Origin of the sequence: Streptomyces sp. NBC_01235 (genome assembly GCF_035989285.1) — a bacterium.
Lineage (GTDB): Bacteria > Actinomycetota > Actinomycetes > Streptomycetales > Streptomycetaceae > Streptomyces.
In genome coordinates this window covers 2,307,381-2,330,647 of record NZ_CP108513.1, presented here as the reverse complement: position 1 = coordinate 2,330,647, position 23,267 = coordinate 2,307,381, and the positions used below count along the sequence as shown (strand labels likewise).

The 23,267-nt window shown below is 68.6% G+C and carries 14 protein-coding genes and 2 pseudogenes; 1 reads left to right on the top strand and 15 read right to left on the bottom strand.

Translation table 11 applies throughout. The annotated features are described in order from the left end of the window. The 10 genes from OG289_RS09855 to OG289_RS09810 form a co-directional block, all read right to left on the bottom strand. Entirely contained in the window at positions 1 to 1,182 is a 1,182-nt protein-coding gene (locus tag OG289_RS09855) for a sensor histidine kinase (RefSeq protein WP_327313643.1), read from the bottom strand. A 93-nt stretch (positions 1,183 to 1,275) separates the two neighbouring features. After that, the gene (locus OG289_RS09850) at positions 1,276 to 3,468 is read right to left on the bottom strand and encodes an MMPL family transporter (RefSeq protein ID WP_327313642.1); all 2,193 of its coding nucleotides are present in this window, start codon (positions 3,466 to 3,468) and stop codon (positions 1,276 to 1,278) included. A 300-nt stretch (positions 3,469 to 3,768) separates the two neighbouring features. Then, positions 3,769 to 4,020, bottom strand: a complete 252-nt coding sequence (locus OG289_RS09845; protein ID WP_327313641.1) for a hypothetical protein — start codon at positions 4,018 to 4,020, stop codon at positions 3,769 to 3,771. Positions 4,021 to 4,286: 266 nt separating this feature from the next. After that, positions 4,287 to 5,600 carry an RICIN domain-containing protein gene (locus OG289_RS09840; RefSeq protein WP_327313640.1) on the bottom strand — a complete coding sequence of 438 codons (1,314 nt, stop codon included), beginning with the start codon at positions 5,598 to 5,600 and terminating at the stop codon, positions 4,287 to 4,289. 346 nt (positions 5,601 to 5,946) lie between these two features. Further along, positions 5,947 to 7,878, bottom strand: coding sequence for a glycosyl hydrolase 53 family protein (locus tag OG289_RS09835; protein WP_327313639.1), 1,932 nt, complete (start codon positions 7,876 to 7,878; stop codon positions 5,947 to 5,949). Between the two features lie 90 nt (positions 7,879 to 7,968). Next, the gene (locus OG289_RS09830; protein WP_442819074.1) at positions 7,969 to 9,981 is read right to left on the bottom strand and encodes a family 43 glycosylhydrolase; all 2,013 of its coding nucleotides are present in this window, start codon (positions 9,979 to 9,981) and stop codon (positions 7,969 to 7,971) included. A 173-nt stretch (positions 9,982 to 10,154) separates the two neighbouring features. Continuing rightward, positions 10,155 to 11,504: a right-handed parallel beta-helix repeat-containing protein gene (locus OG289_RS09825; protein WP_327313637.1), complete on the bottom strand. Its 1,350-nt coding sequence runs from the start codon at positions 11,502 to 11,504 to the stop codon at positions 10,155 to 10,157. A 529-nt stretch (positions 11,505 to 12,033) separates the two neighbouring features. Continuing rightward, a complete protein-coding gene (locus OG289_RS09820) occupies positions 12,034 to 12,918 on the bottom strand; it encodes an SGNH/GDSL hydrolase family protein (protein WP_327313636.1) in 885 nt (294 codons plus the stop codon). Between the two features lie 35 nt (positions 12,919 to 12,953). Continuing rightward, a complete protein-coding gene (locus OG289_RS09815) occupies positions 12,954 to 13,982 on the bottom strand; it encodes a rhamnogalacturonan acetylesterase (RefSeq protein ID WP_327313635.1) in 1,029 nt (342 codons plus the stop codon). 111 nt (positions 13,983 to 14,093) lie between these two features. Continuing rightward, complete coding sequence (locus tag OG289_RS09810; RefSeq protein WP_327313634.1) at positions 14,094 to 15,152, bottom strand: glycosyl hydrolase 53 family protein; 1,059 nt, start codon at positions 15,150 to 15,152, stop codon at positions 14,094 to 14,096. A 681-nt stretch (positions 15,153 to 15,833) separates the two neighbouring features. On the opposite strand from OG289_RS09810, the gene OG289_RS09805 reads away from it, so the two are divergent. Continuing rightward, positions 15,834 to 17,738, top strand: coding sequence for a rhamnogalacturonan lyase (locus tag OG289_RS09805; protein ID WP_442818888.1), 1,905 nt, complete (start codon positions 15,834 to 15,836; stop codon positions 17,736 to 17,738). A gap of 266 nt (positions 17,739 to 18,004) precedes the next feature. Here OG289_RS09805 and OG289_RS09800 read toward each other — a convergent pair whose 3' ends face one another. From OG289_RS09800 to OG289_RS09780, 5 genes and pseudogenes are all read right to left on the bottom strand, one after another. Continuing rightward, positions 18,005 to 19,213 carry an amidohydrolase family protein gene (locus OG289_RS09800; RefSeq protein ID WP_327313632.1) on the bottom strand — a complete coding sequence of 403 codons (1,209 nt, stop codon included), beginning with the start codon at positions 19,211 to 19,213 and terminating at the stop codon, positions 18,005 to 18,007. Between the two features lie 170 nt (positions 19,214 to 19,383). Continuing rightward, positions 19,384 to 20,328, bottom strand: coding sequence for a fumarylacetoacetate hydrolase family protein (locus tag OG289_RS09795; RefSeq protein ID WP_327313631.1), 945 nt, complete (start codon positions 20,326 to 20,328; stop codon positions 19,384 to 19,386). A 14-nt stretch (positions 20,329 to 20,342) separates the two neighbouring features. After that, positions 20,343 to 21,302 (bottom strand): MBL fold metallo-hydrolase, encoded by a 960-nt coding sequence (locus OG289_RS09790; RefSeq protein ID WP_327313630.1) that lies wholly within the window; start codon positions 21,300 to 21,302, stop codon positions 20,343 to 20,345. A gap of 166 nt (positions 21,303 to 21,468) precedes the next feature. Further along, positions 21,469 to 21,771 (bottom strand): annotated as a pseudogene (locus tag OG289_RS49620) (VOC family protein); the annotation flags it as partial. A gap of 225 nt (positions 21,772 to 21,996) precedes the next feature. After that, positions 21,997 to 23,103: pseudogene (locus OG289_RS09780) on the bottom strand (transposase family protein). Between the last annotated feature and the right edge of the window lie 164 nt (positions 23,104 to 23,267).

Sequence of the window (23,267 nt, the reverse complement as noted above, 5' to 3'; positions counted from 1 at the left end):
TCAGACAGTGGCGGGGGCGAGCGAGAGCGGCAGGTCGGCGACGACCTGGAAGCCCCCCTCGGGCCGCGGCCCAGCGGTCACGGTACCGCCGATGGCGGTGGCCCGTTCGTGCATCCCGATCAGCCCTTGGCCGGTTCCCGCGCCCTTGGGCGCGCCTGGCCGCCCGTCGTCGGTGACGGTGATCCGGAGCGAGTGCACCCCGTAGTCCAGCACCACCGCGGCCCGGGTCGCGGAGGCGTGCTTGTGCGTGTTGGTGATCGCTTCCTGGATGATCCGGTAGGCGGTCAGCTCGGTCGCGGGTGCCACTGGCGACGGATCGCCGGTGCGGGCCACCGACACGGGCATGCCGCTCGCCCGGAACCCGCTGACCAGGGCGTCGAGATCGGCCAGGGTCGCGATGGGGGCACGCGAGCCGGGCGCGTCGTCGGGCTGACGCAGCAGACCGACGGTGGCGCGCAGTTCGTCGAGCGCGGCGCGGCTGTTGTCCTTGATGTGGGCCAGTGCCGCGTAGGCCTGTTCGGGGTTGGCGCGCATGAGGTGGTGGGCCACCCCAGCCTGGGCGTTGACCAGGGTGATGTGGTGGGTGACCACGTCGTGCAGGTCGCGCGCGATGCGCACGCGTTCCTCCGTCACCCGGCGCCGGGCTTCTTCCTCCCGCGTGCGTTCGGCGTGTTCCACGCGTTCCCTGGCCGCCGCGAGGTTCTGGCGGCGGTTGAGGACGGTGCGGCCGAGCGCGGTGGCCGCGATCGCGAGGTCGAACCGCAGCAGGCCGGGACCCCCCACCACGGACTGCGCGTGGGTCGCGGCGTAGACACCAGTGATCGCCACGGCCGCCAAGGAACCGACGATCCACGCGGTGCGCCGGTTGCCGAGGAGGGCGAGGGTGTACAGGGCGACGAGACTCGCCCCCGGTGTCGGCGAGATGTGCGAGGCGACGGCCATCAGTGTGAGGTCGCCTGCCAGGGTGAAGAGGGCGACGCCCAGGGGCCGGCGACTCCGGAAGGCCAGCGGCACGCACGTCAGCGCCGTCCACACCACCTCGTCCCACCGCGGCTCGTGCCAGTGGGACGGGCCGACGGCGGTTGCCGCCACGGTGATCACGATCAGCGGAACGGCGGGCAGCGCGTCTCTGATCCGGTCATGACGAGCCAGCCACTGTCGCCACACCATGGGCAGTTCCATTCCCTCACTCTAAGGAGCGCAGGCCGGCGGACCCCGGGGTCATCCCGTTTTTCGCCGACCCGCGCGCGGGAAGTCGGTCCGTCGTGCCGACCGTCAGTTGGCCAGGTCGGCGGTCGTCCGTTCCGGCACCGCGTGCGGCTGCGCCGGCTGGTCGGCAGGGCCTTCCACGGACACGTTGGGCAGTGCCTTGTCGAGACTGCGGGGCAGCCACCAGTTGGCCTTCCCGCACAGGTGCATGAGGGCGGGGACGACCATCATGCGGATCAGCAGGGCGTCCGCGGCGACCGCCACCGCGAGGCTGACCCCGAACTCGGAGATCACCCGCATGCCGCCGAACACGAAGGAGCCGAAGACGCAGACCATGATGGTGGCGGCCACGGCGATGACCTTGCCGGTCTCGGCCTGCCCGACCCGGACCGCGCGGTGGCTGTCACCGGTGTGGGCCCACTCCTCGCGCATCCGGCTGACGAGGAAGACCTGGTAGTCCATGGACAGGCCGAACATGATGCCGACGACCAGGATCGGCACGAACGACTCGATCGGTCCGCCGGCGCCGAGTCCGAGCAGTCCGGCACCGAAGCCGTACTGGAAGACGACCACGATCGCGCCGAACGCCACCCCGATGCTGAGGATGTTGAGCACGGCGCCGACCGCCGGGATGAGCAGGCTGCGGAAGGCGACGGTCAGCAGGAGGAAGCCGAGCGCGGCGATCACCAGCACGAAGAAGGGCAGCTTGCCCATCAGGACCGACGCGAAGTCGTCGTTGCTCGCGGTGACACCGCCCACGTACACCTTCATCGACGTGCCCTGCTCGGCTTGCGGGATCACGTCGTCACGCAGGTGGTGGATCAGGTCGGAGGTGGCTTCGGACTGCGGAGAGGTCGTCGGGACGACGGAGACCACTCCGACGGTCTGCCCGTCCTTCATGGGCGCGGCGTTGGCACCGGCGACACCGTCGACCTTTCCGAGAGCGGTGACCAGCTTCGCCTCGGCTGCCTTGTCGGCGGCGGTGGGTGCCTGGACGGCCAGGACGAGCGGGCCGTTGAAGCCGGGGCCGAAGCCGTCGGCGATCATGTCGTACGCCTGACGGTTCGTCGAGGACGTGGGCAGGTTGCCGTCGTCGGACGCGCCGAGGCGCAGGGAGAGCGTCGGGAACGCGAGCGCCGTCAACACGGCGAGAGCGACGAGACCCAGGGTCTTGGGCCTGGCCTGCACCCGCTCGGCCCACCGGCCCCACGCCCCGGTGCGGCCCGAGGAACGCGGCTGTGTCCCGCCAGCCGTCTCGCGGCGCTCCTTGCGGCTGAGGACGCGTGGACCGATCAGGCCGAGCATCGCCGGCAGCAGGGTGATGGCGGCCAGGACGGTCAGCACCACGGTGACGGCGGCGCCGATGGCCATGCCGTTGATGATGCCGACGTTCAGGGTGAGCATGCCGAGCAGCGCGACGACGACGGTGAGTCCGGCGAAGACCACGGCCCGGCCGGAGGTGTTGAGGGACTTGGCGACCGACTCGGCGACGCTCATGCCGGACATCAGGTTGGCGCGGTGGCGGTTGACGATGAACAGGGCGTAGTCGATGCCCACGCCCAGGCCGATCAGTGAGCCGAGGGTCAGCGTGGTGTCGGAGAGCGTGATGAGGTGGCTGAGCAGCATCACCGTGACCGCGGAGGTGCCGACTCCGATGATGGCCGTGATGATGGGGAGCGCCGCCACCCAGACAGCCCGGAAGACGAAGAGCAGCACGATGAAGGCGAGGACGATGCCCATGGCGTCGGCGAGCGCGTTCGGCTCCGGGTTGACGGTGAACGCCTGCCCGTTGAGGGCGATATGCAGGCTCCCCGTCTCCGGTTCGGTGGCGAGTGCCTTCACGTGGTCGATCTGGGCGTCCGAGACGTCCTGGTCGAACGCGACCGTCGCGTAGGCGGTCCCGCCGTCCTTGCTGATCTGTCCCTTGCCGACAGGGGTGTAGGGGCTGGTCACCGCGGCGACGCCCGGTGCGTCGGCGATGCCGTTGAGCGTGCCGGTCATCGCCTTCTCGGCGGCGGGCTCGGTGACCTCGCCGCCGTCCACCTGCCAGACCACTCGGCCGCTCTTGCCCGCGGCGCTGTCGGAGGCCTGCTGCAGCAGGGCCGTGGCCTTGGCCGAGTCGGTGTCCTGCGAGGTCGGGCTGTTGCCGAAGGCGCTGCCGGCGGCGCCGACCCCGGCCCCCAGGGCGAGCAACAGGCCCACCCAGGCCAGGACGACGGCGAGCCGGTGCCTGTGACACCAGCGGGCGAGAGGGGACATCGACGTGCCTTTCCAGAAAATGCCATGCGACCGGGCCGGTGATCACGGCCCACTCTCACGCTCGCAGTTCTCCGGCCTCTCGTCATTCGCCGTTCGCAGACACTTGCGCCTACTGCGATCGCAGCAGACGCGGTGGCGAAGAATGGGGTGCCACCCCGTGGGCGGAGCGGAAGCCGCTGATTCAGACGTGGTGAGCAGCTTGAGGCGCGAGGGCTCGCCGCGCCCGCCCCCGCACCCGCCTCCGGACGATTGGGGAAGGTCAGGTGGGCGCCCAGAAGGCGTGCCTGGCGACCACGATCGTCAGGTCCAAGCCGGTCCCGGTCCCCGGCGCGGGGTACGGAAGCGCTGAGGGCCTGAGGTGTGGAGGACCGCGAAGAGGTCGGGCGGGAAGCCCGTTCCGTGGTCGCGGACGCGACGAGCCCATCCCCGCACCACGTCCTCGAACAGGGCCGGGCCGGTCTTGAGGCAGTCGTGGCTGTAGTTGCGCAGCTGGACGATCACGCCGAGGAACTGGCTCAGGTACCGTACGACGAAGGACGGGGCGAAGATCATCGTCTTGGTGTTGCCGGTCTGACGGCGGACCTCGATGGGAGGGACGCGACGACATCCACGAGGCCCTCCTCGGACTCGCCGTTCGCTTGATCACGCGTGGGCACGTCCGTAGGCTTCGGCAGGGCCAGTTGGCGGACCTTTCCCTGCGCACGCTCGGGCGTCGAGTCTGACGGCTGTGCACCCCTTGGTCAGTTGCGAAGGACTGTCGGCGCCATGTCGGGGCACCGCCCGCCCTGTTGCCCGAGCGGTGCCCCGACAGGACCCGGTCAGACGCGGCGGCGGGTGAAGCGCTGGTTGGGGTTGCCGCTGTAGGTGTACTGGGAGATGCGGGCGCCGTCGGCGGTGGAGTACTCCCAGACATCCATCGCCAGGCCGGACTCCCGGTTGACGAGGCTGATCACACCACTACCGTGGTCGACCACGCGCCACTGCTGGCTCGTTGCGCTGGTGTCGGGCTGCTGGACGATATCCGTGCCGGTCGCGGTGCCCGTGGGCTGGAGGAACAGGCCACTGTGCAGTGCCTTGACACGGATGTGACCGTCGCCGGCGTCGACGAACTCGAATTGCTGGTTGGGGCGACTGTTGGTGGTCCGCTGGACGAGTTGTGCGCCGACGGCGGTGGAGGCCCCGTTGATCTCGGCGGCCTTGCCGCTGTGCTGGGCCAGCAGGGTGTAGAGGCCCGGGCCGCCGGGGGAGTCGCCCAGCTGGGCTTCCCACCTGGTGTTGGACCCGGACGCGTCGGCCGGGAGGCGGTCCCGTGCGGCGGTGTCGCCGTACATGGTCCAGCGGGCCCAGTCGACGACGGTCCTGGGGAAGCGCTGGTCGCTCCAGAAGCTGGTGTGGCTGCCGCCGCCGAAGGTGAGGAACGCCTTGGGCCAGGTGATCTCCGCGTACGCCTGCCGGGCCGAGGAGTACGACGTGGTCGAGTCCCGGTCGCCGTGGACGAACAGGACCTTGGCCGAGACCGAACCGGACGGGTTGCCCATGTCCACGCAGGACTGGGGGTTGGCGGACTTGATCCGGCTGTCGGGCCAGGAGGTCAGCAGACCGTGGGTGACCATGCCGCCCAGGGAGTGGCCCGAGACGCCGACGCCGATGCCGGTGTTGATGTGCCCGGCCAGGGGTCCGCTCGCGTTGAGCGCGAGGGTGTTGGTGAGGATCTGCGAGACGTCCTTGGACGTGTTGCCGTTGTTGACGTCGTCGAAGTTGTGGTTGAAGTGCGGGGCGGGGACGATGAAGCCCGCCGAGGCCAGGGCCCGGATGATGAACAGGGAGTTCTGCGGGCTGCTCCCGTAGCCGTGGGTGAAGTTGTAGACGGGGAAGAGCCCGGCGGCGACCGGGGCGTCCGTCACCGGACTGCCGCCGGCGGTGCCGGTGGCCGGGTAGTAGACGTACGTGGTGCACGGGCGGCTGCCACGGGTCCAGTTGTACCGGCGCACGCCGACCGCGAACGGCGTGGTCGGCGCGGTGTCCAGTGGCGCGGCGGCGGCTGGTGCCTGTCCTGCCCCGAGCAGGGACAGGCCCACGCCCGTCGCTCCGGCCGCGGTCATGCTGAGGAATGTCCGTCGTCGCAGGGTCATGGTGACTCCTTGGGTGCGGGGATGGGTGGGGGGTTTGGCGTTCGGTTGGTCCCGTTGCCGGGTGCGTCCCGTCGACACAGAGGCCGACAGGTCGACGGGGCGCACGGCGCAACAGGGGGTGTGGGTGCTCCGGCCAGCCGCGAGGGGCGGCAGGACCGGCGTGTGGTTGGTCGGGTGCACCAGATGTCGGGGTGAGTGTGGCCGTCCCGTCGCCCAGGGCCTGGTTCTCCCAGGCGCTTCGGCAGCTGTTGCCGTCGGCCACCGAGTGAGCGGAGCACTGCTGTGAAGCGGTGATGATGTCGCCGGTGCCGTCGTGGTCTCGGCGGTGTGGCCTCGGTGAAGCAGGTTATGAGGTGGTCATGTCGTATTCGCCGTGGCTAGGCATGACGTCGATGACCGCCGTGACCGGGCCTGTGAGGGTCGTCCCGGTGACTGTCACCTCACCCGGCCTGTCGGTCGCGCCAGGTGGCAACGGCTGCCAGCGGACGGGGACACGGGTGATCGTGTTGCTGGCGGTGGTGAGCATACGGATGGAGGAGGGCAGCTTCGGGGCGGCCCCCACCGTGGTGCCGGTGTAGACGGTGTCCTGGAGGATGTGCTTGGCGCGGCTGGCGTTGAAGACGTTGATGGACGCATGCGGCTCCCACGTGTTCGCCAGTCCGGGCACGGCCCGGAACATGGGCTGATAGCCGGCCGGCTCCCACACCAGTGCCCCTGAACCTCGGTTGTCGACGACGTCGTTGGCGGCCTGGAACACCCTGCGGACCGCGTCGGCCTGCCCTTGAACGGTTCGTGGGTACGGCGAGTTGGGCAACGGCGAGCCATCGCCGCCGGAGGCGGGGTAGGCGGTCTCGGCGATGTCGACTTCGTAGCCGGGGTGTGCGGTGGCCATGGTGTTCAGGTTGAGATCCAGCGCTTCGGGCGTACCGTGCCATTCCGGGTAGTACGAGATGGCCAGCACATCGGGGTTCTGCCCCTTCACCTTCACCCGGGTGAGGAACTGGTGCCAGAACTCCATGGTTTTGGCGAGCTTGTCCTTGTCGACGATCACGTGTATCTCGACCTTGGATGTCGGTGACGCGTCGCGGACGGCCTTGATCCCGGCCGCGGCCAGGGTGGTGAACCGGTCCCACGACTGGTCGTAGAGCCGTTGCTCCGCCGGGTCGGTTGACCGCCAGTACTTCCACAGCAGGCCACCGCCGGGCTTGGACTGGTAGATATCGGCCTGGTCGACGAAGTACGGCGGATTCGTCGTGCCGATCTGGGCCGCCTCGCTGCCGTACATGAACCCGTTGATGATCTCGTTGCCGACGGCCACCTTCTCTGGTGTGGTGCCCTGTCGGATCAACCGCTTCAGATAGTCGGCGGTGAAGCCGTACACGGCCTTGGAGAGGTCCGCGAACTCCAGCTCGGCCCAGGCGCGTGGCTTTGGTTGCTTGCTCGGGTCCGCCCACGAGTCCGCGTAGTGGAAGTCGATCCCCAGGCCCATGCCCCGCTGCTTGATCAACTTGGCTGAGGCCAGCGAGCGCTCCGGCCCCTGGCGCGGTATCGGCGTCGGTTGACCGGTGCTCTCGCTGCGCGGCTCGTTGAATATCCGCAGCCGGCTGTACTCGATGCCACGGTCCTTGGCCACGTCGAGCAGGTGTGGCCCGGCGCCGCGGTCTTCGGCCTGGGGGTCGACCCAGTACTGCTGGTCCTGGACGTCGTCCATCCAGGACAGATCGGCGCCGAGGGTGAGGTCGTCGCGCAGGTAGTTGAAGACCTGGAGCTCGCTGACACCTGCCCGGGCCCGGCCCGGCCCCCCTGTGAACGTCAGCCGGACGAAGCGCGTTCCCGGCCGGGTGAACAGGTGCACTTCCCCTCGCGACACGGCCCGGTTGTGGGATCTGTCGGCGATGGGCTTCCACCGGCGGCCGTCGGCTGAAGCCTCGACGACGTACCGGTGGGCCACGCCACGGTCCGGGAAGAGCACCTTGACCTTACGCAGGTTGTCGTAGGTTCCACCGAGGTCGACGGTGAGCCACTGACGGGCGCCGGCACGATCCGGGCGCCAGGACGTCGCCGGGTCGCCGTCGAAGGCCAGACGGGCGCTGGACGAGCCGGAGGCGGCCGTCGCCGAGGCCCAGGGCTTGGCAGCGATATTGCTCTCGATCGGCTTGATGTCCGCGGTTCCGAAGGTCGCGTGGGCCGACTCGGGCACCATGAGTAGATTCGCGGACACCATGGTGACCAACGTCGCCGTGACCGCGATGGCGCGGGGCAGACGCGTTCTGCGCATGTCCTTCTCCTGACGATGTCACGTACGGGCGGCACGGGCTGTTCCCTACGCTCTGCCGGTCGCAGAGACCGGCAGAGCACGGGATGTCAGTCAGCCGACATCGAGGCAGTCGACGTTGGGCAGTCCGGCGGCCGTGGTCGGATCCAGCCGGATGGAGTTGCTGCCGGCGTTCAACGGGACCGTCACGGTCTTGGTCGTCCACGTCGTCCACGCACCGGTGGACTCGAACGAAAGCGCCCCTGCCGTGGCTCCGTTGACGACGAGGTTCGCCGACCTCGCACCGGTGGTGGCGCCATTGGCGAACCGGATCCCCAGCGTCGCCGTACGGGCGGTCTCGGAGTTCACGGTGAACTCCGCGAAGGCCCCCACAGCGGGGTCGCCGTTGCAGAACCCGCTGCCGGAATAGCCGGCTTGATTGGAGTCGATCGTGCCCCGGCACTGAGCCGGAGCGGTCTCCGCCTCGTAACGCCCCGGAGGTGCTGGTGTGCTGGCAGAGGTCTTGACGAGTGAGAGCTGGTCGACGATTACGCCGCCCGAACCCGACGCCCGCACGCTGACGGTGGCGGCCCCGCCGGGCAGCTCGATGCCGGTGAGCTCGCGCTTGGCCCAGCCGCTCGACGACGGGATGCCGAGGGTGCGTTGGCTGCCGTTGGCGCCGGTGATCACGACCTGCCCGGCACTACCCCGAGCGTGCAGGGACAGGGTGTAGGTGCCTGCGGGCACCGACTCGATCCGCTGCTCGACGCCGCCGCTGTTGCTCATCTGGAGGGCGAAGCGAGACCCGTTCACACCACCGTTGACGTTGGTCACCGAACCGCCGAGGTTCCGCCATCCCCGCACGCTGGAGACGATGACGCGGTCGGCCTGGATGTCGGGGTTGAGGATGTAGTTGTTCGCCGGCCCGACGCGCCACTCCCCGGTCGTGGCGTTGAACTGCCACTGGCTCACCGAGTGGAACTGCGGCCGTGCGCCGGTCTTGGTGATCGGCACCCATTGGTTGTACCCGATGCCGTTCCAGGCGAAGTCCGCCCAGCGGTCGCCGGCGTAGAGCACCGTGTTCTGCTTGGTGCCCTTGACCGTCACGAAGAACCCGGTCTGGGTCACGTGGCTGTAGTCCATCTCAGTGCCGGCAAGGACGTACTCGCTGCTGTACGAGCCCTGGACGTTGCTGCTGGTCGACTCATTGACGTAGTTGACAGAGGTGTTCCAGCCGTGCAGGTCCGACGCCGCGTGGTAGTACCTGCCGTCGAGCTTGAACATCGCGTTGCCCTCGCGACCGGCACCGCTGCGGATCTGCACGGCCGGCTCGATCCGCAGCGAGTCGGACTCCCGGAACTTGGCCACGAAGCCGCGCGACCGTCCTTCGCGGTTGGAGAAGATCAGGTAGTCCTTGCCATCCTCGTCGGTGAAGACGGTCTGGTCCCCCGTGCCGGTCGTCGGCGAGTTGGTGATCTGGGTCTGGAAGTAGCCGTAGTCGAAGGTGTCGATGGGTGAGTCGCCCTGCAGCAGCAGGACACCGTGGCTGCCTCCGACGTAGGCCTGGGTCGCGAGCACGTACTTTCCGGTGTTCTCGTTGTACGAGACCCCGAGCCGCCCGACCCATCCCGCCTGACCGAGGGTGGCCCCGTTGTTGATCTTGGTCGAGCGCGTCGCGACGTTGTTCTCGAACTTCCAGTTCACCAGGTCCTTCGAGGAGTACACGGGGACCGAGACGAAGCTGACGTTGCCGTCGTACTTCTTCGTCGGATTGGCCCGGTAGAGCTCGGCGCCGGTGTAGTGCACGCCGTACCAGTAGTAGGTGTCGCCGAACTTGAAGACCCCGCCGCCCTGCGAATAGATGGGGTTGCCGCTGGTGTCGTTCCAGAAGGTGTTGTTCGTGATGGTCTGGAACGTGCCCTCGTCGGCGGCCTGCAGATCGGCGGCGGCGGTCATCAGTGCCGTCTTCGCGTCGGTGACATCCGACGTGGTGGCCGAGGAGTCGTCGGCGACCTCGGCCGCGGCGGTCAACGCCTTGGCGAAGGGCTTCCAGGAGTCAGCCGTGTATTTCGTCGGAGTGCGCGTCTGGTAGTCGGACACCAGGTACTCGAGGCCGCGATCCACCACCGGTCCAGCCGCCGCCCCGTGGTCCTGGAGGTCCGTCGCCTGTCTCTGCGTTGCGGGTGTCTCCGCCGCGGCGGTGCTCGCCGACAGCGGCGCCGCCAACGCCACGGACAACACAGTGGCGGCGGCTAACTTCCAGTACTTCGAGACGAGACGCGATCTTTGCCTCAAGAGGATCACCTTCCGTCATTCTCAAAGGCGCCGAGATCCGGCGCACTTCCGTCAAAGGGCAGTCCCACGTCGGTGCCCTTGTCGATCAGGGCACTGTTCGCCGCGAGACGCAGGTGGGGCAGCACGGGCAGACTCCCGTCGGTCTGGCGGGGCGCGTCCCAGCCGGACGTCGACACACTCCGGAACTGGGAGTCCGACAGGGGGACGCCGAGGTTCCAGGTGTTGTACGCGGCGCTCGTGCCGCTCATGTTGGATGTCGCCGTTCCGGTGTAGGCGATGTTGTTGCGCAGGGTGCCCCGGCCGACGGCGGCGCCGCGCGAGTCGATTCCCAGCATGTTGAAGTTGGGGTGGTTTCCGTAGCCGGTGTTGTTGAAGAAGTCGTTGGCCACCGGGTGGTGGTTGGCGTAGAAACCGGCCGCCCTGTTGAGGAACGCCACCGAGGAGCGAACGGTGTGCTTGGGCGCGTTGGCCTCGTAGTCGCCCCCGTAGCCGCCCGACTTGAAGCCGGCTCCGTTGCCGGAGGGCGTCGTCGTCCCCGGCACGTACCCGTTGCGCCAGACCCACGAGTTCTCGATGATCACGGGCGAGTAGGTGGAGATGAGGTCGAACCCGTCATCGGCGTTCCACCACGCACGGCAACCCCGGAACACGTTCGCGGGGCGGCCGGCCGGCGTGTAGTGCGAACCGAACCCGTCGGCGTTCTCGCCGGGCCCGTCGTTGCTGCGCAGGTCGTAGTTGTCATGCGCGTCCGAGTTGAGGACGAGGTTGCCGCCCCCGCCGCTGATGAACAGGCCGGTACCCATGTGGTGGTGGGTGTTGATCTGCTCGAAGACGTCGTTGCTGCCGGAAACCCAGATCCCCCAGGACTCGGCGTTGCGGTTGTTGTTCTGGGGCACGCCCTTGACTTCCAGTCCTTTGAGGTGGATCCAGCTGCCGGTGACGTCGAAGCCCTTGATGCGGCAGTTGTCCGTCATCCGCGAGAAGTCGAAGACCGGTTTCTCGCCCGGCTGGGCCCAGTACCGGATCGGGTTGCCCGAGCTGCCGCTCTTGTTCAGGGTGATCGCGTCGACCTTGGCGGTCTGGCTCGAACAGGCGCTGTTCGCGCGGGTGTAGGCGTAGGTGCCGCCCCGGAAGTAGACGGTGTCGCCCGCCGTGGCGACGGCCTGTGCACGGGCGATCGATGCCCACGGAGCGGCCTGCGTACCTGCCGCTCCGTCGTTCCCGTTCGGGGCGACGTAGTAGGTGTTTCCGGCCGCCGCGGCGCTCGCGGACTCCGGGCCGGGGATCATGGCGATGGAACTCGCGGTGACCACCGAGAGCAGGAGGGCAGGGGTGCCGAACTTCGCGGTTCTCACAGCGTCATCTCCCGAGTCAGGTGATTTCCCGTGCGGCCGCAGGACTCGTGCCTGCCAGAAGAACTCAGCGCAGGTGCGAGAGCTGCTTTTCGAAAGTGGGACCACGCGCGTGCTGCTTCAGAACTTCATGGCGCCGGCGGCCAGGTTGGCGATGAAGTGGCGCGAGCCGAGCAGGAAGATCCCGATCAGCGGGATCACCGACATGAGCGCTCCGGCGTCTACACCATCGACTTGTCGTTGGTGTAGACGCCGTTCAGCTGCTGCAAGGCCACCTGCAGTGTCACCTTGCCCGTGTCGGTCATCACGATCAGTGGACACAGGTTGTGCGGGTGGGCGTGCCGAGGAGGAGGCCGCTTCGCCGGTCGTACCCTCCGCCTCCGCCTTCGTCGCACGCCGCGGCCCGGTCGGAGCCAAGCCGCTTCCGCACGCCACCGTCGGGTAGGGACGACTGCGTCCTCGGTCTGCGGCACCGCCGTCGTTGAGGCCACCCGTGAACCGACCGGCCTCGGTTCGCGCCCACCGCCGCGTGCTACTTGAGATACGCGGCGAGCGGGAGGTTCTGGCGGCGCACGTCTCCGGCGACGAGCCCTGCGACGCGCTGGGCGCCGTAGGTGTCGAAGTGGGTGTGGTCGTTGCAGAAGAAGGTGCCCAGGGGACCGCTGCCTGAGTAGTCGCCGTTGTTCGGGCAGAAGTGCAGACTGTTGTAGAGCGAGACACTGAGCGTCTGCAGGTCGATGACGGGCGCCCTGGTGGCGGATCCGGCGGCGAAGGTCTCGTTGACGAAGCCGCGGTTCTTGGTCGCCGTGCCGCCGGAGCAGGTGATGGCGGCCACCGGGGTGAGCAGCACCGGGTGTGCGCCCCGGGCCAGGGCGGCCTGCGCCATCATGGTCATCAGCTGTTGGTACCGGGCCGGGCCGACGTGCCGGGGGCAGGTCGAGGAGGAGTCGTTGATGCCGAACTGGATGAACAGGTAGTCACCGGCCTTCATTCCGGTGGTCGAGTTCAGCATCGCCTGCCAGCGGGACGAGTACGTGGTGGACGTGAGGCGGCACTCACCGTCCGAGCCCTTGGTGCTGCTCACGTTCCCCTCGTACAGCCAGGTCTGGATGCTCCGGCCGCCCACGGCCTGGTTCTTGACGGTCACGTCACTGTTGAACAGAGCGTCGAACTGGCTGCCCCAGCCGACCGGACAACGGCCGGAACTCGGGTTGGCCATGGTGGAGTCGCCGGCCAGCCACACGGTGACCGGTGCGGCGACCGTCCGTGCGGCTGGGGCCGGGGCCGCCTGGGCCTGGGCATGGGAGGCGCTGGTGCAGTTCGTGGCGACGGGGTCCGCCGCGGATGCGGCGCTGACACCGACGCTCGACAAGGCGATCATCAGCGCGGTCGTGATGAGAATCCGTAAGTTCCTCAACGGGTCCCTCCTTGGGACTGGCGCCGGGCGTTCGGTCAGCGCAGGTACGCGGCCAGGGGCAGGCGCTGCTCGCGGATGCTCTGGAGCACCAGCCCGCCCATCTGGCTCGCCCCGTACTGCGAGAAGTGGGTGTTGTCCGTGACACCGTCGACGGAGGAGCGCAGGAAGAGCTGCGCGGAGGCAGACGGGCCGAGGGACTCGACGAGCGCCTTGCTCTTGGCGGTCAGATCGATCACCGGAACGCTCTGGGCCGTCCCGACCGAGCGCATCTCGGCGGGCAGGTTCACGCCGACGCCGTTGACGTGCAGGGCCGTTGACGTGAGCCGGTTGCCGTCGAACAGCCGGCGGACCGGCGGCGTCACCAGGACGGGGACACCGCCCTTCGCACGGACCTGCGTGATCATGGAGGTGAGATTGCTCCGGAAGGCCGACGCGCTGGTCTGCTTGTCGTTGTGCCCGAACTGGATGAACACCGCGTCGTTTGCCTTGACCTTCGGCAGCAGCGCCGGGAAGAGCGCCGAGTTCCTCAGGAAGCTGCCCGAACTCTCCCCCGAGTCTGCGTAGTTGGCGACGGACGCTCCGGGGCCCACCGCCGGCGTGATCATCTGGCCCCAGCCCGTGTACGGGGCCACGGGCTGGTCGCACACGGTCGAGTCGCCGGCCAGGTAGGCGACCAGCGGCTGGGTCGCCGGTTTCACCGAGACGGCCGAGACCTGCGGGTTGGTCCCCGAGAACCGGATGTCCAGACCGGGGTTTCCGGTGCCGCCCTGGCCGGTGGGCTGCCCCTCCGGCTGTCGCACGTTGACCGTGAAGGAGTACGTGGCGGCGGCACCGGCCGCCGTCTTCGTCGCCGGAAGCGTCAGGCGCCGGGCCTCCACCCACATGTCGGTCTCGGCGGCAGGGGCACCACCGATGGAGACCGTCACGTCGTAGTTGCCGGGTGAGACCGCGTAGTGACACTTGATCGGCGCGGTGCCGGAACAACCGGCCGGCAGTGCCCGCGTGGCGGCATCCGCATGCGCCGCACCGGTGCCGACCAACGTCGCAAGGGTCAGCAGACCCACTGCTCCCAGCCTGACCCCGTGCCCTTCGAGGCGTAATGTCATGCTCATTACAATCACCAATCCCAGTCCTTGGCCGGAGAGTTGCCCGGGTTGAGGTCCATGGCCCGTTGCTCAGGCCTGGGTGAAGCCGTTCATGACGGCGGTAGGCCGCTTGCTGGAGGAGTCCCAGGCGCCCATGTTGTAGCCCGTGAACGGGGACATGCACTCCGGCTCCCAGTAGAAGATGCCCTGCCCGCCGTTGGCTTTGAGGGCCTTGATGTAGGCGACCAGCGAGGCCTGGGTGGAGGAGGCGCGGTCCACCCGACCGCCGAACTCGCTCTGCAGGAACGGTTTGCCGTAGGCGTCGGAGATCTTCTTCATGTTCGTCACGATCCCGGCCGCGAGGTCGGCGCTGCCGTAGGACGAGAACACCGACATGTCCCACTTGCCGCCGCTTGCCGCGAAGCGGCTGAAGAACGTCGTCATCGCGTCGTACTTCTGCGGCTGGGCCAGGTGGATACACACGGTCGAGTTCGGTGACACCGCCTTGACCTGGTCGTATGCGGCATTGAGCAGCCCCGTCATCTGCGCCCCGTTGGAGACGCTGCCGACCGGGCGGCAGATCCCGCTGTTGATCTCGTTGCCGATCTGCACCCAGGTGGGCAGCACGTCGTTGTTCCTCATGACCGTCATGGTCTGGTTCACGTACGTGCCCATCGCGGTACGCATCTGGCTGTAGCTCATGCTCCGCCAGGCCGCGGGCGGGTTCTGCACGCCGACGGAGTTCCAGGTGTCGCCGAACATGTAGTCGAGCATGATCGACATCCCGGCGGCCTTGACCCGCTTGGCGAAGGCGGCCACCTCATTGATGCTGCAGTGCCCGTTGGCCGGGTCGTTGGACGGGTTGACGAAGGTGCGCAGGCGTACGGCGGTGATGCCGTACCCCTTGAGGATCGTCGGCAGGTCCTGGGTCTGCCCGCCGGCGTTCTTCCAGGAATAGCCGCGCGCCTCCATCTGAGGTGCCCAGCTGATGTCGACGCCCTTGACGAAGCTCGCCGCGGCCTCGGCAGGCGTGTCGAGTTCGGCGAACGCGACGGCGGTGGCGATCGCCCCGGCGGTCGCGGTGGTGGCCCTGAGCAGGGTTCGCCGGCTGAGGCGCCCGGCAACTGGTGTGGGGGGTTGCGGGGACATGGTCGGTCCTTTCCTTCCGTCGGCCGTGGGTGAGACGTCGCGGTCGGCGGAGAGCGGGTCAGCGAGAAAGGGACTCTCGGAGGCAAGGCGAGTGAGGGGGACAACTGACGCTCAAGCCGCAGGAGTTGGTGTAGCCGCGTGCGATCCGGCCGATGCTGCCTCCCTCGGTGCGGCGACATCCAAGGCAGGAGTGCTGACGAGTGGCACATGTCGAAGAGGGCGGCCTTGGCATGCCAGGGCCGCTCCTCCAGATCGGACCTGTGAACGATCACAGAGCTGTTGCGACGGAAGTGCGCAATCGCATCACAACGAACCGGAGGTGCATCACGCAGCTTCTCGATCGGGCACGAAGCTGTCAACCGTTGCTCACCAATCCATGGAAGAAGCAGTGCGATCCTGTGGGCGGGTGCTCGCCGTGCCTCGGCTGTGTGAGCTGTCTGAAACGACGGGAGTCATACCAGTTCAAGTGCTCTTTCAGGAGGAAGGTAGCGACGGGGACGAGGCTGCGCACGGGCATCTCGTCGGCTCGCGCTCGAACACGCTCGAACAGGAAAAGCCAACAGCATGCTTGACGGGCTATCAGCGAATTTCTACCCTCGCAGCGAATGGGAGCGTTCCCACGCTGTGGTCGGAGCGCTGTCTCCGCGATCTTCGCACCACCCCCACACATCGGAGGTCATCGTGGCCGACCCGCACCGGCATCCGCGCACCGCATCGCCTCCATGGCGATACCAACGCCGGTCGAGCAAACGGCTGTTCGGCGGCTTGACGGCCGCCACCGCACTGTCCCTCGCCGCACTCACCGGACTGCCACAGACCGCGCACGCCGCGACCGCGCGGCAGGTGGAACGCCTCGATCGGGGCCTGACCAGCGTCCACACCGGCAGCGGGAACCTGGTCTCGTGGCGGTGGCTGGCCACTGACCCGAACGACGTGGCCTTCAACGTCTACCGTGGCGGCACCAGACTCAACTCCTCGCCCCTGACCACCTCGACGAACTACGTGGACGCCGGCGCCCCGGACTCGGCCGACTACACGGTGCGCGCGGTGGTGAACGGCATCGAGCAGGCGCCGTCCGAACACGCGCTCCAGTTCCGCACCGGGTACAAGGACGTGCCGATCTCTCCGCCGCCCGGGGGCACTTCACCGGGCAACTCGCCGTACACCTACGAGGCCAACGATGCCTCCGTCGGCGACCTCGACGGCGACGGTGCCCTGGACATCGTTCTGAAGTGGCAGCCGACGAACGCCAAGGACAACTCCCAGTCCGGCTACACGGGCAACACGATCGTCGACGGCGTCAAGCTCGACGGCACTCGCCTGTGGCGGATCGACCTGGGCCGCAACATCCGCTCCGGCGCGCACTACACGCAGTTCCAGGTGTACGACTACGACGGCGACGGCAAGGCCGAGGTCGCCATGAAGACCGCCGACGGAACGAAGGACGGAACCGGCGCGGTCACAGGCAGTTCCTCGGCCGATCACCGCAACTCCTCGGGCTACGTGCTGTCCGGCCCCGAGTACCTGACGATGTTCAACGGGCAGACGGGCAAGGCGATGCAGTCCGTCGACTACGTCCCAGCCCGGGGCACGGTGTCGTCCTGGGGGGACTCCTACGGCAACCGCGTGGACCGGTTCCTGGCGGGCACGGCCTACCTGGACGGTTCCCGACCTTCGCTGATCATGGCTCGTGGCTATTACACCCGCGCGGTGATCGCGGCCTGGGACTGGCGGAACGGGCAGTTCACCCGCCGGTGGACCTTCGACTCCAACGCCAACAGCGGCTACGCCGGCCAGGGCAACCACCAGTTGTCGGTCGCGGACGTGGACGGGGACGGCAAGGACGAGGTCGTCTACGGCGCGATGGCCGTCGACGACAACGGCAACGGCCTGTGGACGACGCGGAACGGCCACGGGGACGCGATGCACGTGGGCGACCTCGACCCGTCCCGGCCGGGTCTGGAGGAGTTCAAGGTCGACGAGGACAGCTCCAAGCCGTCCTCCTGGATGGCGGACGCGAGGACCGGCCAGATCCTCTGGTCCACCCCGGCCGGCGGTGACAACGGCCGGGGCGTGTCCGGTGACATCTGGTCCGGCAGCGCGGGCGCCGAGTCGTGGTCGTCGCTCGTGAGTGGCGTCCGCAACCCCAAGGGCGCGGTGGTCGCCAGCCGTAAGCCCGGGTCGAGCAACTTCCTGGCGTGGTGGGACGGCGACACCACGCGCGAACTCCTCGACGGTACCCACATCGACAAGTACGGCACCTCCGGCGACACCCGCCTGCTCACCGGCTCCGGGGTCCACTCCAACAACGGCACCAAGTCGACGCCGTCCTTGTCCGGCGACATCCTCGGCGACTGGCGCGAGGAGGTCATCTGGCCGACGTCCAACAACACGGCCCTGCGGATCTACTCCACGCCGTACCAGACCAATACGCGGATCACGACCCTCCTCCACGACACCCAGTACCGCACGGCCCTGGCCTGGCAGAACACTGCCTACAACCAGCCCCCGCACCCCAGCTTCTTCATCGGCGGCAACATGCCCACGCCACCCCGCCCCACCGTCGCGCCGCCGAACAGCCACTGAGCTGGACGGCCGACTTCCCTGATTCTTGAGCGAGTTCCAGCATCAGGGAAGGGGTGTTCTTCGGGTACAGGACCTGTCGGAGTCGGTCGCACGGACCGGGCTGAGATCCGCAGCGCTCTCAAGCTCGCCGGATACGTCAACACCGCCGCCGGACGCCGAGCCCACACCGAACGCCCACACGTCCTCACTCTCTACGGCATCACCTGATCAAACCTGACGACCAGGGCAGACGCCAGGGCCCTGCGCCCTTGTCGCTCCTGGCGGGTTCACCGGGAGCCGAGCGTGGATGCGGACGAGAGGCGGGTGCCCTGTCGCCAGACCTCGCGAATCGACAGGCTGTCGTTGATGGTCGTGGTGGGATCACCGTCGACCAGGACGAGATCTGCCCGCAGGCCTTGCTCGACGCGGCCCCGATCGTGGAGGCCGAAGCGTCGTGCTGTCAGTGAAGTCGCCGAGCGCAGGGCTTCGGTGGGGCTGAAACCGGCCTGTACGAGCAGTTGCAGCTCGCCGTGCAGACTTGCTCCGTGGGTCACGCCGCGCACGGCCAGAGCCGCGGCGTCGGTGCCTGCGATCACGTCGACCCCGGCCTGGCGCAGGGCTGCGATCGTGGCCAGTGCCATGTCGAAGTGCGAGGCGGGCAAGCCGCCGAACGTGTCGGAGAGGTGCGCCCGCAATTCCGGCGCAAGTTTTCCCGCAACGCGGGGATCTTGCGCCAGGTCCGTGCTGTGCGACAACCCGACGATGGAGGCAAGGGGAGTCAGCGTCGGCACCACGAACACGTTCGCGCTTGCGATGCGGTCGACGATCTCCGGGGTGTGGGCCGTGTCGGCGAACAGATGGGCGAGGCCGTCGACGCCGGCGTCGACCATCTGCTCGGTCTCGTGCAGCGTCATGGCGTGGGCCATCACCATCTTCCCGCGAGCGTGCGCCTCGGCGATCACGGCGGCGTGAATCTCCAGTGGTACGTGCGGCAACTGGAAGTCGAACGCCTCACCACTCTCGGCTATCAGCTTGATGTAGTCGGCGCCCTCGCTGATCCGATCCTCGACGAACCCGGCCGCTTCCGCCACGGTGGTCGCTGTCGGCCAGACCGGATCGCCCAGGCCCTTCCGGAACTGATGAGGGTGGCCGTCGAGGTGGGTGAGCGAAAAAGAGGCGCTCCGCACGTCCGCGAAAGTCCGGTCGGCCTCGACCTCGGCGCGCAGCGGAATCATGGTGGCGGGGACCGAGCCCATGTCGAGTTCGGTGGTGACGCCGAAGGTCAGCGCCTGGCGCAGCATCGCGGCGTCTGTGTGGGTGTGTGCGTCGATCAGGCCCGGCAGCAGGGTTGCGCCGGTGGCGTCGACGACTTCCACCCCGGTGACACGCGGCCCGCTCACCGAGACGATGACGCCGTCGGCGACGTGCACGTCGACCTGGCCCAGGTTCTTCTCGCCGTCGAACACCTTCGCACCGACGATGACGAACTCGTTCACAGGACTCTCCTCGCAATGCTGGACGTGTACTGGTTTCGGGCTTCACGGCTACGACGTCTGCCGGACCGGCAGGATGGCCGCCGACGGGTGTTCGGGGGCGTGGTGACCGTTTGTTCGGCCAGGCGGGCGAGGGCGACCCCACGGGGGTCGCCGTTCCGGACGGACTGGGCCTACCGGCCCCGTCGTGCGGGTGGGATGGGAATCGGCTCGGCTCCTGGGACGACGCGGGTGGTCAGGGTGAAGAGTTGTTCGACGGTGACGGTGACGACGTCGCCGGGTTGCAGGGGGCGGTGGGCGTCCAGGCCTTCGCGACCCCACAGTTCGGCGAGGCAGCCGCCGCCGCAGGTGCCGGAGCCGAGGACGTCGCCGGGGCGGATCTCGGTGCCACGGGAGGCGTAGGCGATCATGTCGGCGTAGGAGAACGCCATGGACGACCAGCGGTCCTGTCCCAGCCGTTCGCCGTTGACGTCGACGGTCATCGCCAGGTCGAAGGCGGTGTCGGTGCGCCAGGGTTGCAGCTTGTCGGGGGTGACCAGGACCGGTCCGAGGGTGGTGGCGGTGTCCTTGCCCTTGGTGGGGCCGAGCCGGACCTGCATCTCGGCGAACTGGACGTCGCGGGCCGACCAGTCGACGAGGATGGTGTAGCCGGCGACGTAGGCGTCGGCGTCGCCGGGGTGGATGTCGCGACCGGTGCGGCCGATGACGGCGGCGACCTCCAGCTCCAGGTCGAACATCCGGCAGCCGGGCGGTACGGGGACGTCGTCGGCGGGGCCGAGGATCGCGTAGGGGTTGGTGAAGTAGAACGCGGGTGCCTCGTACCAGCGCTCGGGGACGGTCGCGTCGGGTCCGCCGAGTCTGGAGACACCTTCGACGTGCCGTTCGAAGGTCATGAAGTCCCGCACAGCGGGAGGATCGGGGATCGGCGCGCGCAGCCGAAGGTCGCCGACCGCCCGGGGCGCGGCAGGCGCCGCCAGGGCCTGCTCCCCGGCCGCCCGCAGGGTGCCGTCGCGCAGGAGGCCGAGCATCGTGACGCCGCGGCCCAGGGGATGGACCTGGTCGTGGTGGAGGACGCCGACCCGATCACCGTCGTCGTCGGCATAGGTCACGAACCGCACAGTCGCGCTTCCCTTCAGACGGAGGTGTGCATCGGGCGGCCGAGCCAGGCGACCGCGTCCCCGAAGGCGGCGATCACGTCGAGGTCCCGGCCGGCGTGGTCGGCGTAGACGCGGTGCAGGTTGAGCACGATCCGTTCGGCGTCGCCCCAACCCGTGAACTCGCCCAGGTCGACCTGGCGGGCGGCCTGCAGGGGCGTCAGACCCCGGGAGAGCCCGTCCTGGGCGGTGTCGAGGATGAGCCGGTAATAGCGGCGGTGCTCCTCCAGGACCCGGGTGATGCCGGTGCCGGTGAGGACCGGGCCGTGACCGGGGACGACGACGTCGGGTCGCAGGGACTCCAGCCAGTCGACCGCAGCGAGGGCCCCGTCCACCGAGCCCATGAAAACCAGCGGGGTGATTCCGGCGAACACCAGATCGCCGGAGAACAGCACGCGTTCTTCGGGCAGCCAGGCGATCAGATCTCCGGTGGTGTGCGCCGGGCGGCCGGGGTGCAGCAGTTCGATCCGCCGACCTGCGACGTGCAGGGTGAGTGCGGAGCCGGCCGAGATGTCGGGAAGCCTGCGGGTCACCGGCCCCCAGTCCGGGACCGGATTCCACAGCGGAGGGCAGCCGTCGATGACCGGGTCGGCCTGAAGCCCTTCCCGCATCCGGCTGTGCCCGACGATCACTGTCGTGGAGGGGAGGAGGCTGTTGCCGTAGGTGTGGTCACCGTGCTGATGGGTGTTCATCGCCAGCCGGACGGGCGCCCCGCCGGTGGCCGTGTCCACGGCGTCGAGAAAGCGGCGGGTGCGAGCCGCGGTGGCACAGGTGTCGATCACCAGGACCCCGTCGTCGCCGGCCACCGCGCCGGCGTTGTTGACCCACCAGGTCCCGTCCGGCTGCACCCAGGCGTGGATCCCGGGAAGCAACTCCTGGAGTTCCGCCGCGTCCGCTGTGGGAGGAGGAGCGGAGTTCGTGTCCGGGGTGTCGGTCATGACCCGGCCTGTCCGTCGTCCATCACGGTGGCGACGCGGCTGCGGCCGTGCTGTTCGTACGTGGCGAAGTGCATGGCAGTCCTTGGGAGTTGGGTGGGTTGACGCAGGCCGGGGGCTCGGCGGCATGGCAGGCGGGGGAGTGCGCCGACCCCCGGGGTCATGGGGGTCAGACCGGCGGAGCGACGAAGACGCCGCGGTCGACGTCGTTGAGCATTTCCTTGGCGACCATTTCGTTCATCGGGTTGGACGTGGCCCACTGGTCGGCGTTCTCGGGCTTCGTCAGGTCGTAGATGTGCGGGTGCGGAGTGTCCTCGTCCAGCCTTTCGAGCTCGGTGGTGTACTCCGCTCCCCGTCCCAGCGCTCCAGGAGCGCGAGCGTGGTCAACGCGGGCTCGTCCAGCGCCGTACGCAGGTCGAGCGCTCGGCCGTCCGGGGCCACGAGGCCCGGGAACCTGGTCTCGCCCGCTGCCGAAAGGGCGCCGATACGAACGGTCCGGAGAAGGGACGAAGGGTGCCGACGCGGCTGCAGAGGTCACGGAGACGTCCTCCCGATTGCGGTCCCACCTAATCTGGCCCGTAGATTGCAATCAGGGAAATCGATTTCCTGTATACAAGAATCCAGCCAGCGAATACTGGTGGTGCCGGCTCCGGGATGGGGACAGGGCCCTGGCGTTTGCTCGGGTCGTCCGGTTTGATCAGGTGATGCCGTAGAGGGTGAGGACGTGTGGGCGTTCGGTGTGGGCTCGGCGTCCGGCGGCGAGCACGGCAGGCACGGTCCGGTGTCCGCGAGTCCAGGTGGCGGCGCTGGATGCGCAGGAGTTGGGCGGCGTGCGGGAAGAGTAGGCCGTCGACGGTGACGACCTGCACGAGGCGTTGTTCGTGGCAGCCGTGGCCCCGGTCGTCGTCGCGGTGAATCACGGGGATCTTCTTTTAGGGCAGAGCGTGGAGTTGACGGGCCGGGCCGCGCTGGTTGTTCTTGATGGTCAGAGGTAGTGGGCGCCACGTTCGTGCAGGTAGGTGGCGTGGTTGCGTTGGGCGTGCAGGGCATCGGCGGTGACAACTGTCCCGGCGAGGTCGGCGTCGTCGATCCGATCGAGCAAGGGGCGCGAACTCGGGAATTTCGTTGGCCTTCGCGCCGATCTCGCGGGAGTCGAGGGTGATGCCGTCGCCGTGACGGACGGCGGACGGCACGAAGACCCGGCTGCCGTCCGGTCGGCGTGCGCCGCGCTGGCACTTGTCGTCCACCGCGATCGCCCGGCGCCGGGGACGCACCGGTTCGGCTCGGGCGGCGGCCCGGTGACCCCGGCACTGCTCGCGCTCGGTTCCGCCGTCGGGCATGAGCGGCTCCGGCAGGCGGGAAGGCGCGGACCGGGCCGCAGGTGGTCGTAGCCGGCCGCGCATATTTCGCCGGGATCCAGACGCCCCAGGATGCAGCGCAGGACCTTCTCGCTCGGAACTCGGTAGCGGCGCGGCAGCGGGTGGTAGGGCAGGCCGAAGGCGGCCAGTTCCTCGGGGGTGGCACGCCGGCACCACTTCGCCGCCGCAGGGATGCAAACGTGGCCCGTTGGCGTCATCGCGCAGCCCACCAGGGCCAACAGTGAGGAGAGCCTGTAGCGCACCCCACTCACCCCACGCGGATCGGTGACCGACTCGAACTGGGCGACCAAAGCCCGGACTTGATCTCGTACAGCCTGCGAGCCGAGAGCTTCCATGAGGGGCGCCGGAGGTGCCGGAGTGGCGACAGGGAATGATGAGGGAACGGCCACGGCACCTTCGTGGACTTGAAGCGCAGAGAACTCCATGATCCACAGGTGCCGTGTTCACCTGCTTCCGGGCCTCATCCTCAAGGCCAACCGCCCCAAGTGGGGCGAGCCAGGAACTCGCCGGGGCCCTGGGGTACCCGCCGCCGATCGTACGAGGGCAGGCCGATGTCCTGGGGCTTGAGCCGGGCCCTGCGAGAGCGCAG

Bases quoted from the DNA above. Each gene is read 5' to 3' on its own strand.
- OG289_RS09840 (WP_327313640.1), bottom strand. From the start codon at position 5,600: ATGACCCTGCGACGACGGACATTCCTCAGCATGACCGCGGCCGGAGCG.
- OG289_RS09845 (WP_327313641.1), bottom strand. From the start codon at position 4,020: ATGATCTTCGCCCCGTCCTTCGTCGTACGGTACCTGAGCCAGTTCCTC.
- OG289_RS09850 (WP_327313642.1), bottom strand. From the start codon at position 3,468: ATGTCCCCTCTCGCCCGCTGGTGTCACAGGCACCGGCTCGCCGTCGTC.
- OG289_RS09835 (WP_327313639.1), bottom strand. From the start codon at position 7,878: ATGCGCAGAACGCGTCTGCCCCGCGCCATCGCGGTCACGGCGACGTTG.
- OG289_RS09855 (WP_327313643.1), bottom strand. From the start codon at position 1,182: ATGGAACTGCCCATGGTGTGGCGACAGTGGCTGGCTCGTCATGACCGG.
- OG289_RS09790 (WP_327313630.1), bottom strand. From the start codon at position 21,302: ATGACCGACACCCCGGACACGAACTCCGCTCCTCCTCCCACAGCGGAC.
- OG289_RS09810 (WP_327313634.1), bottom strand. From the start codon at position 15,152: ATGTCCCCGCAACCCCCCACACCAGTTGCCGGGCGCCTCAGCCGGCGA.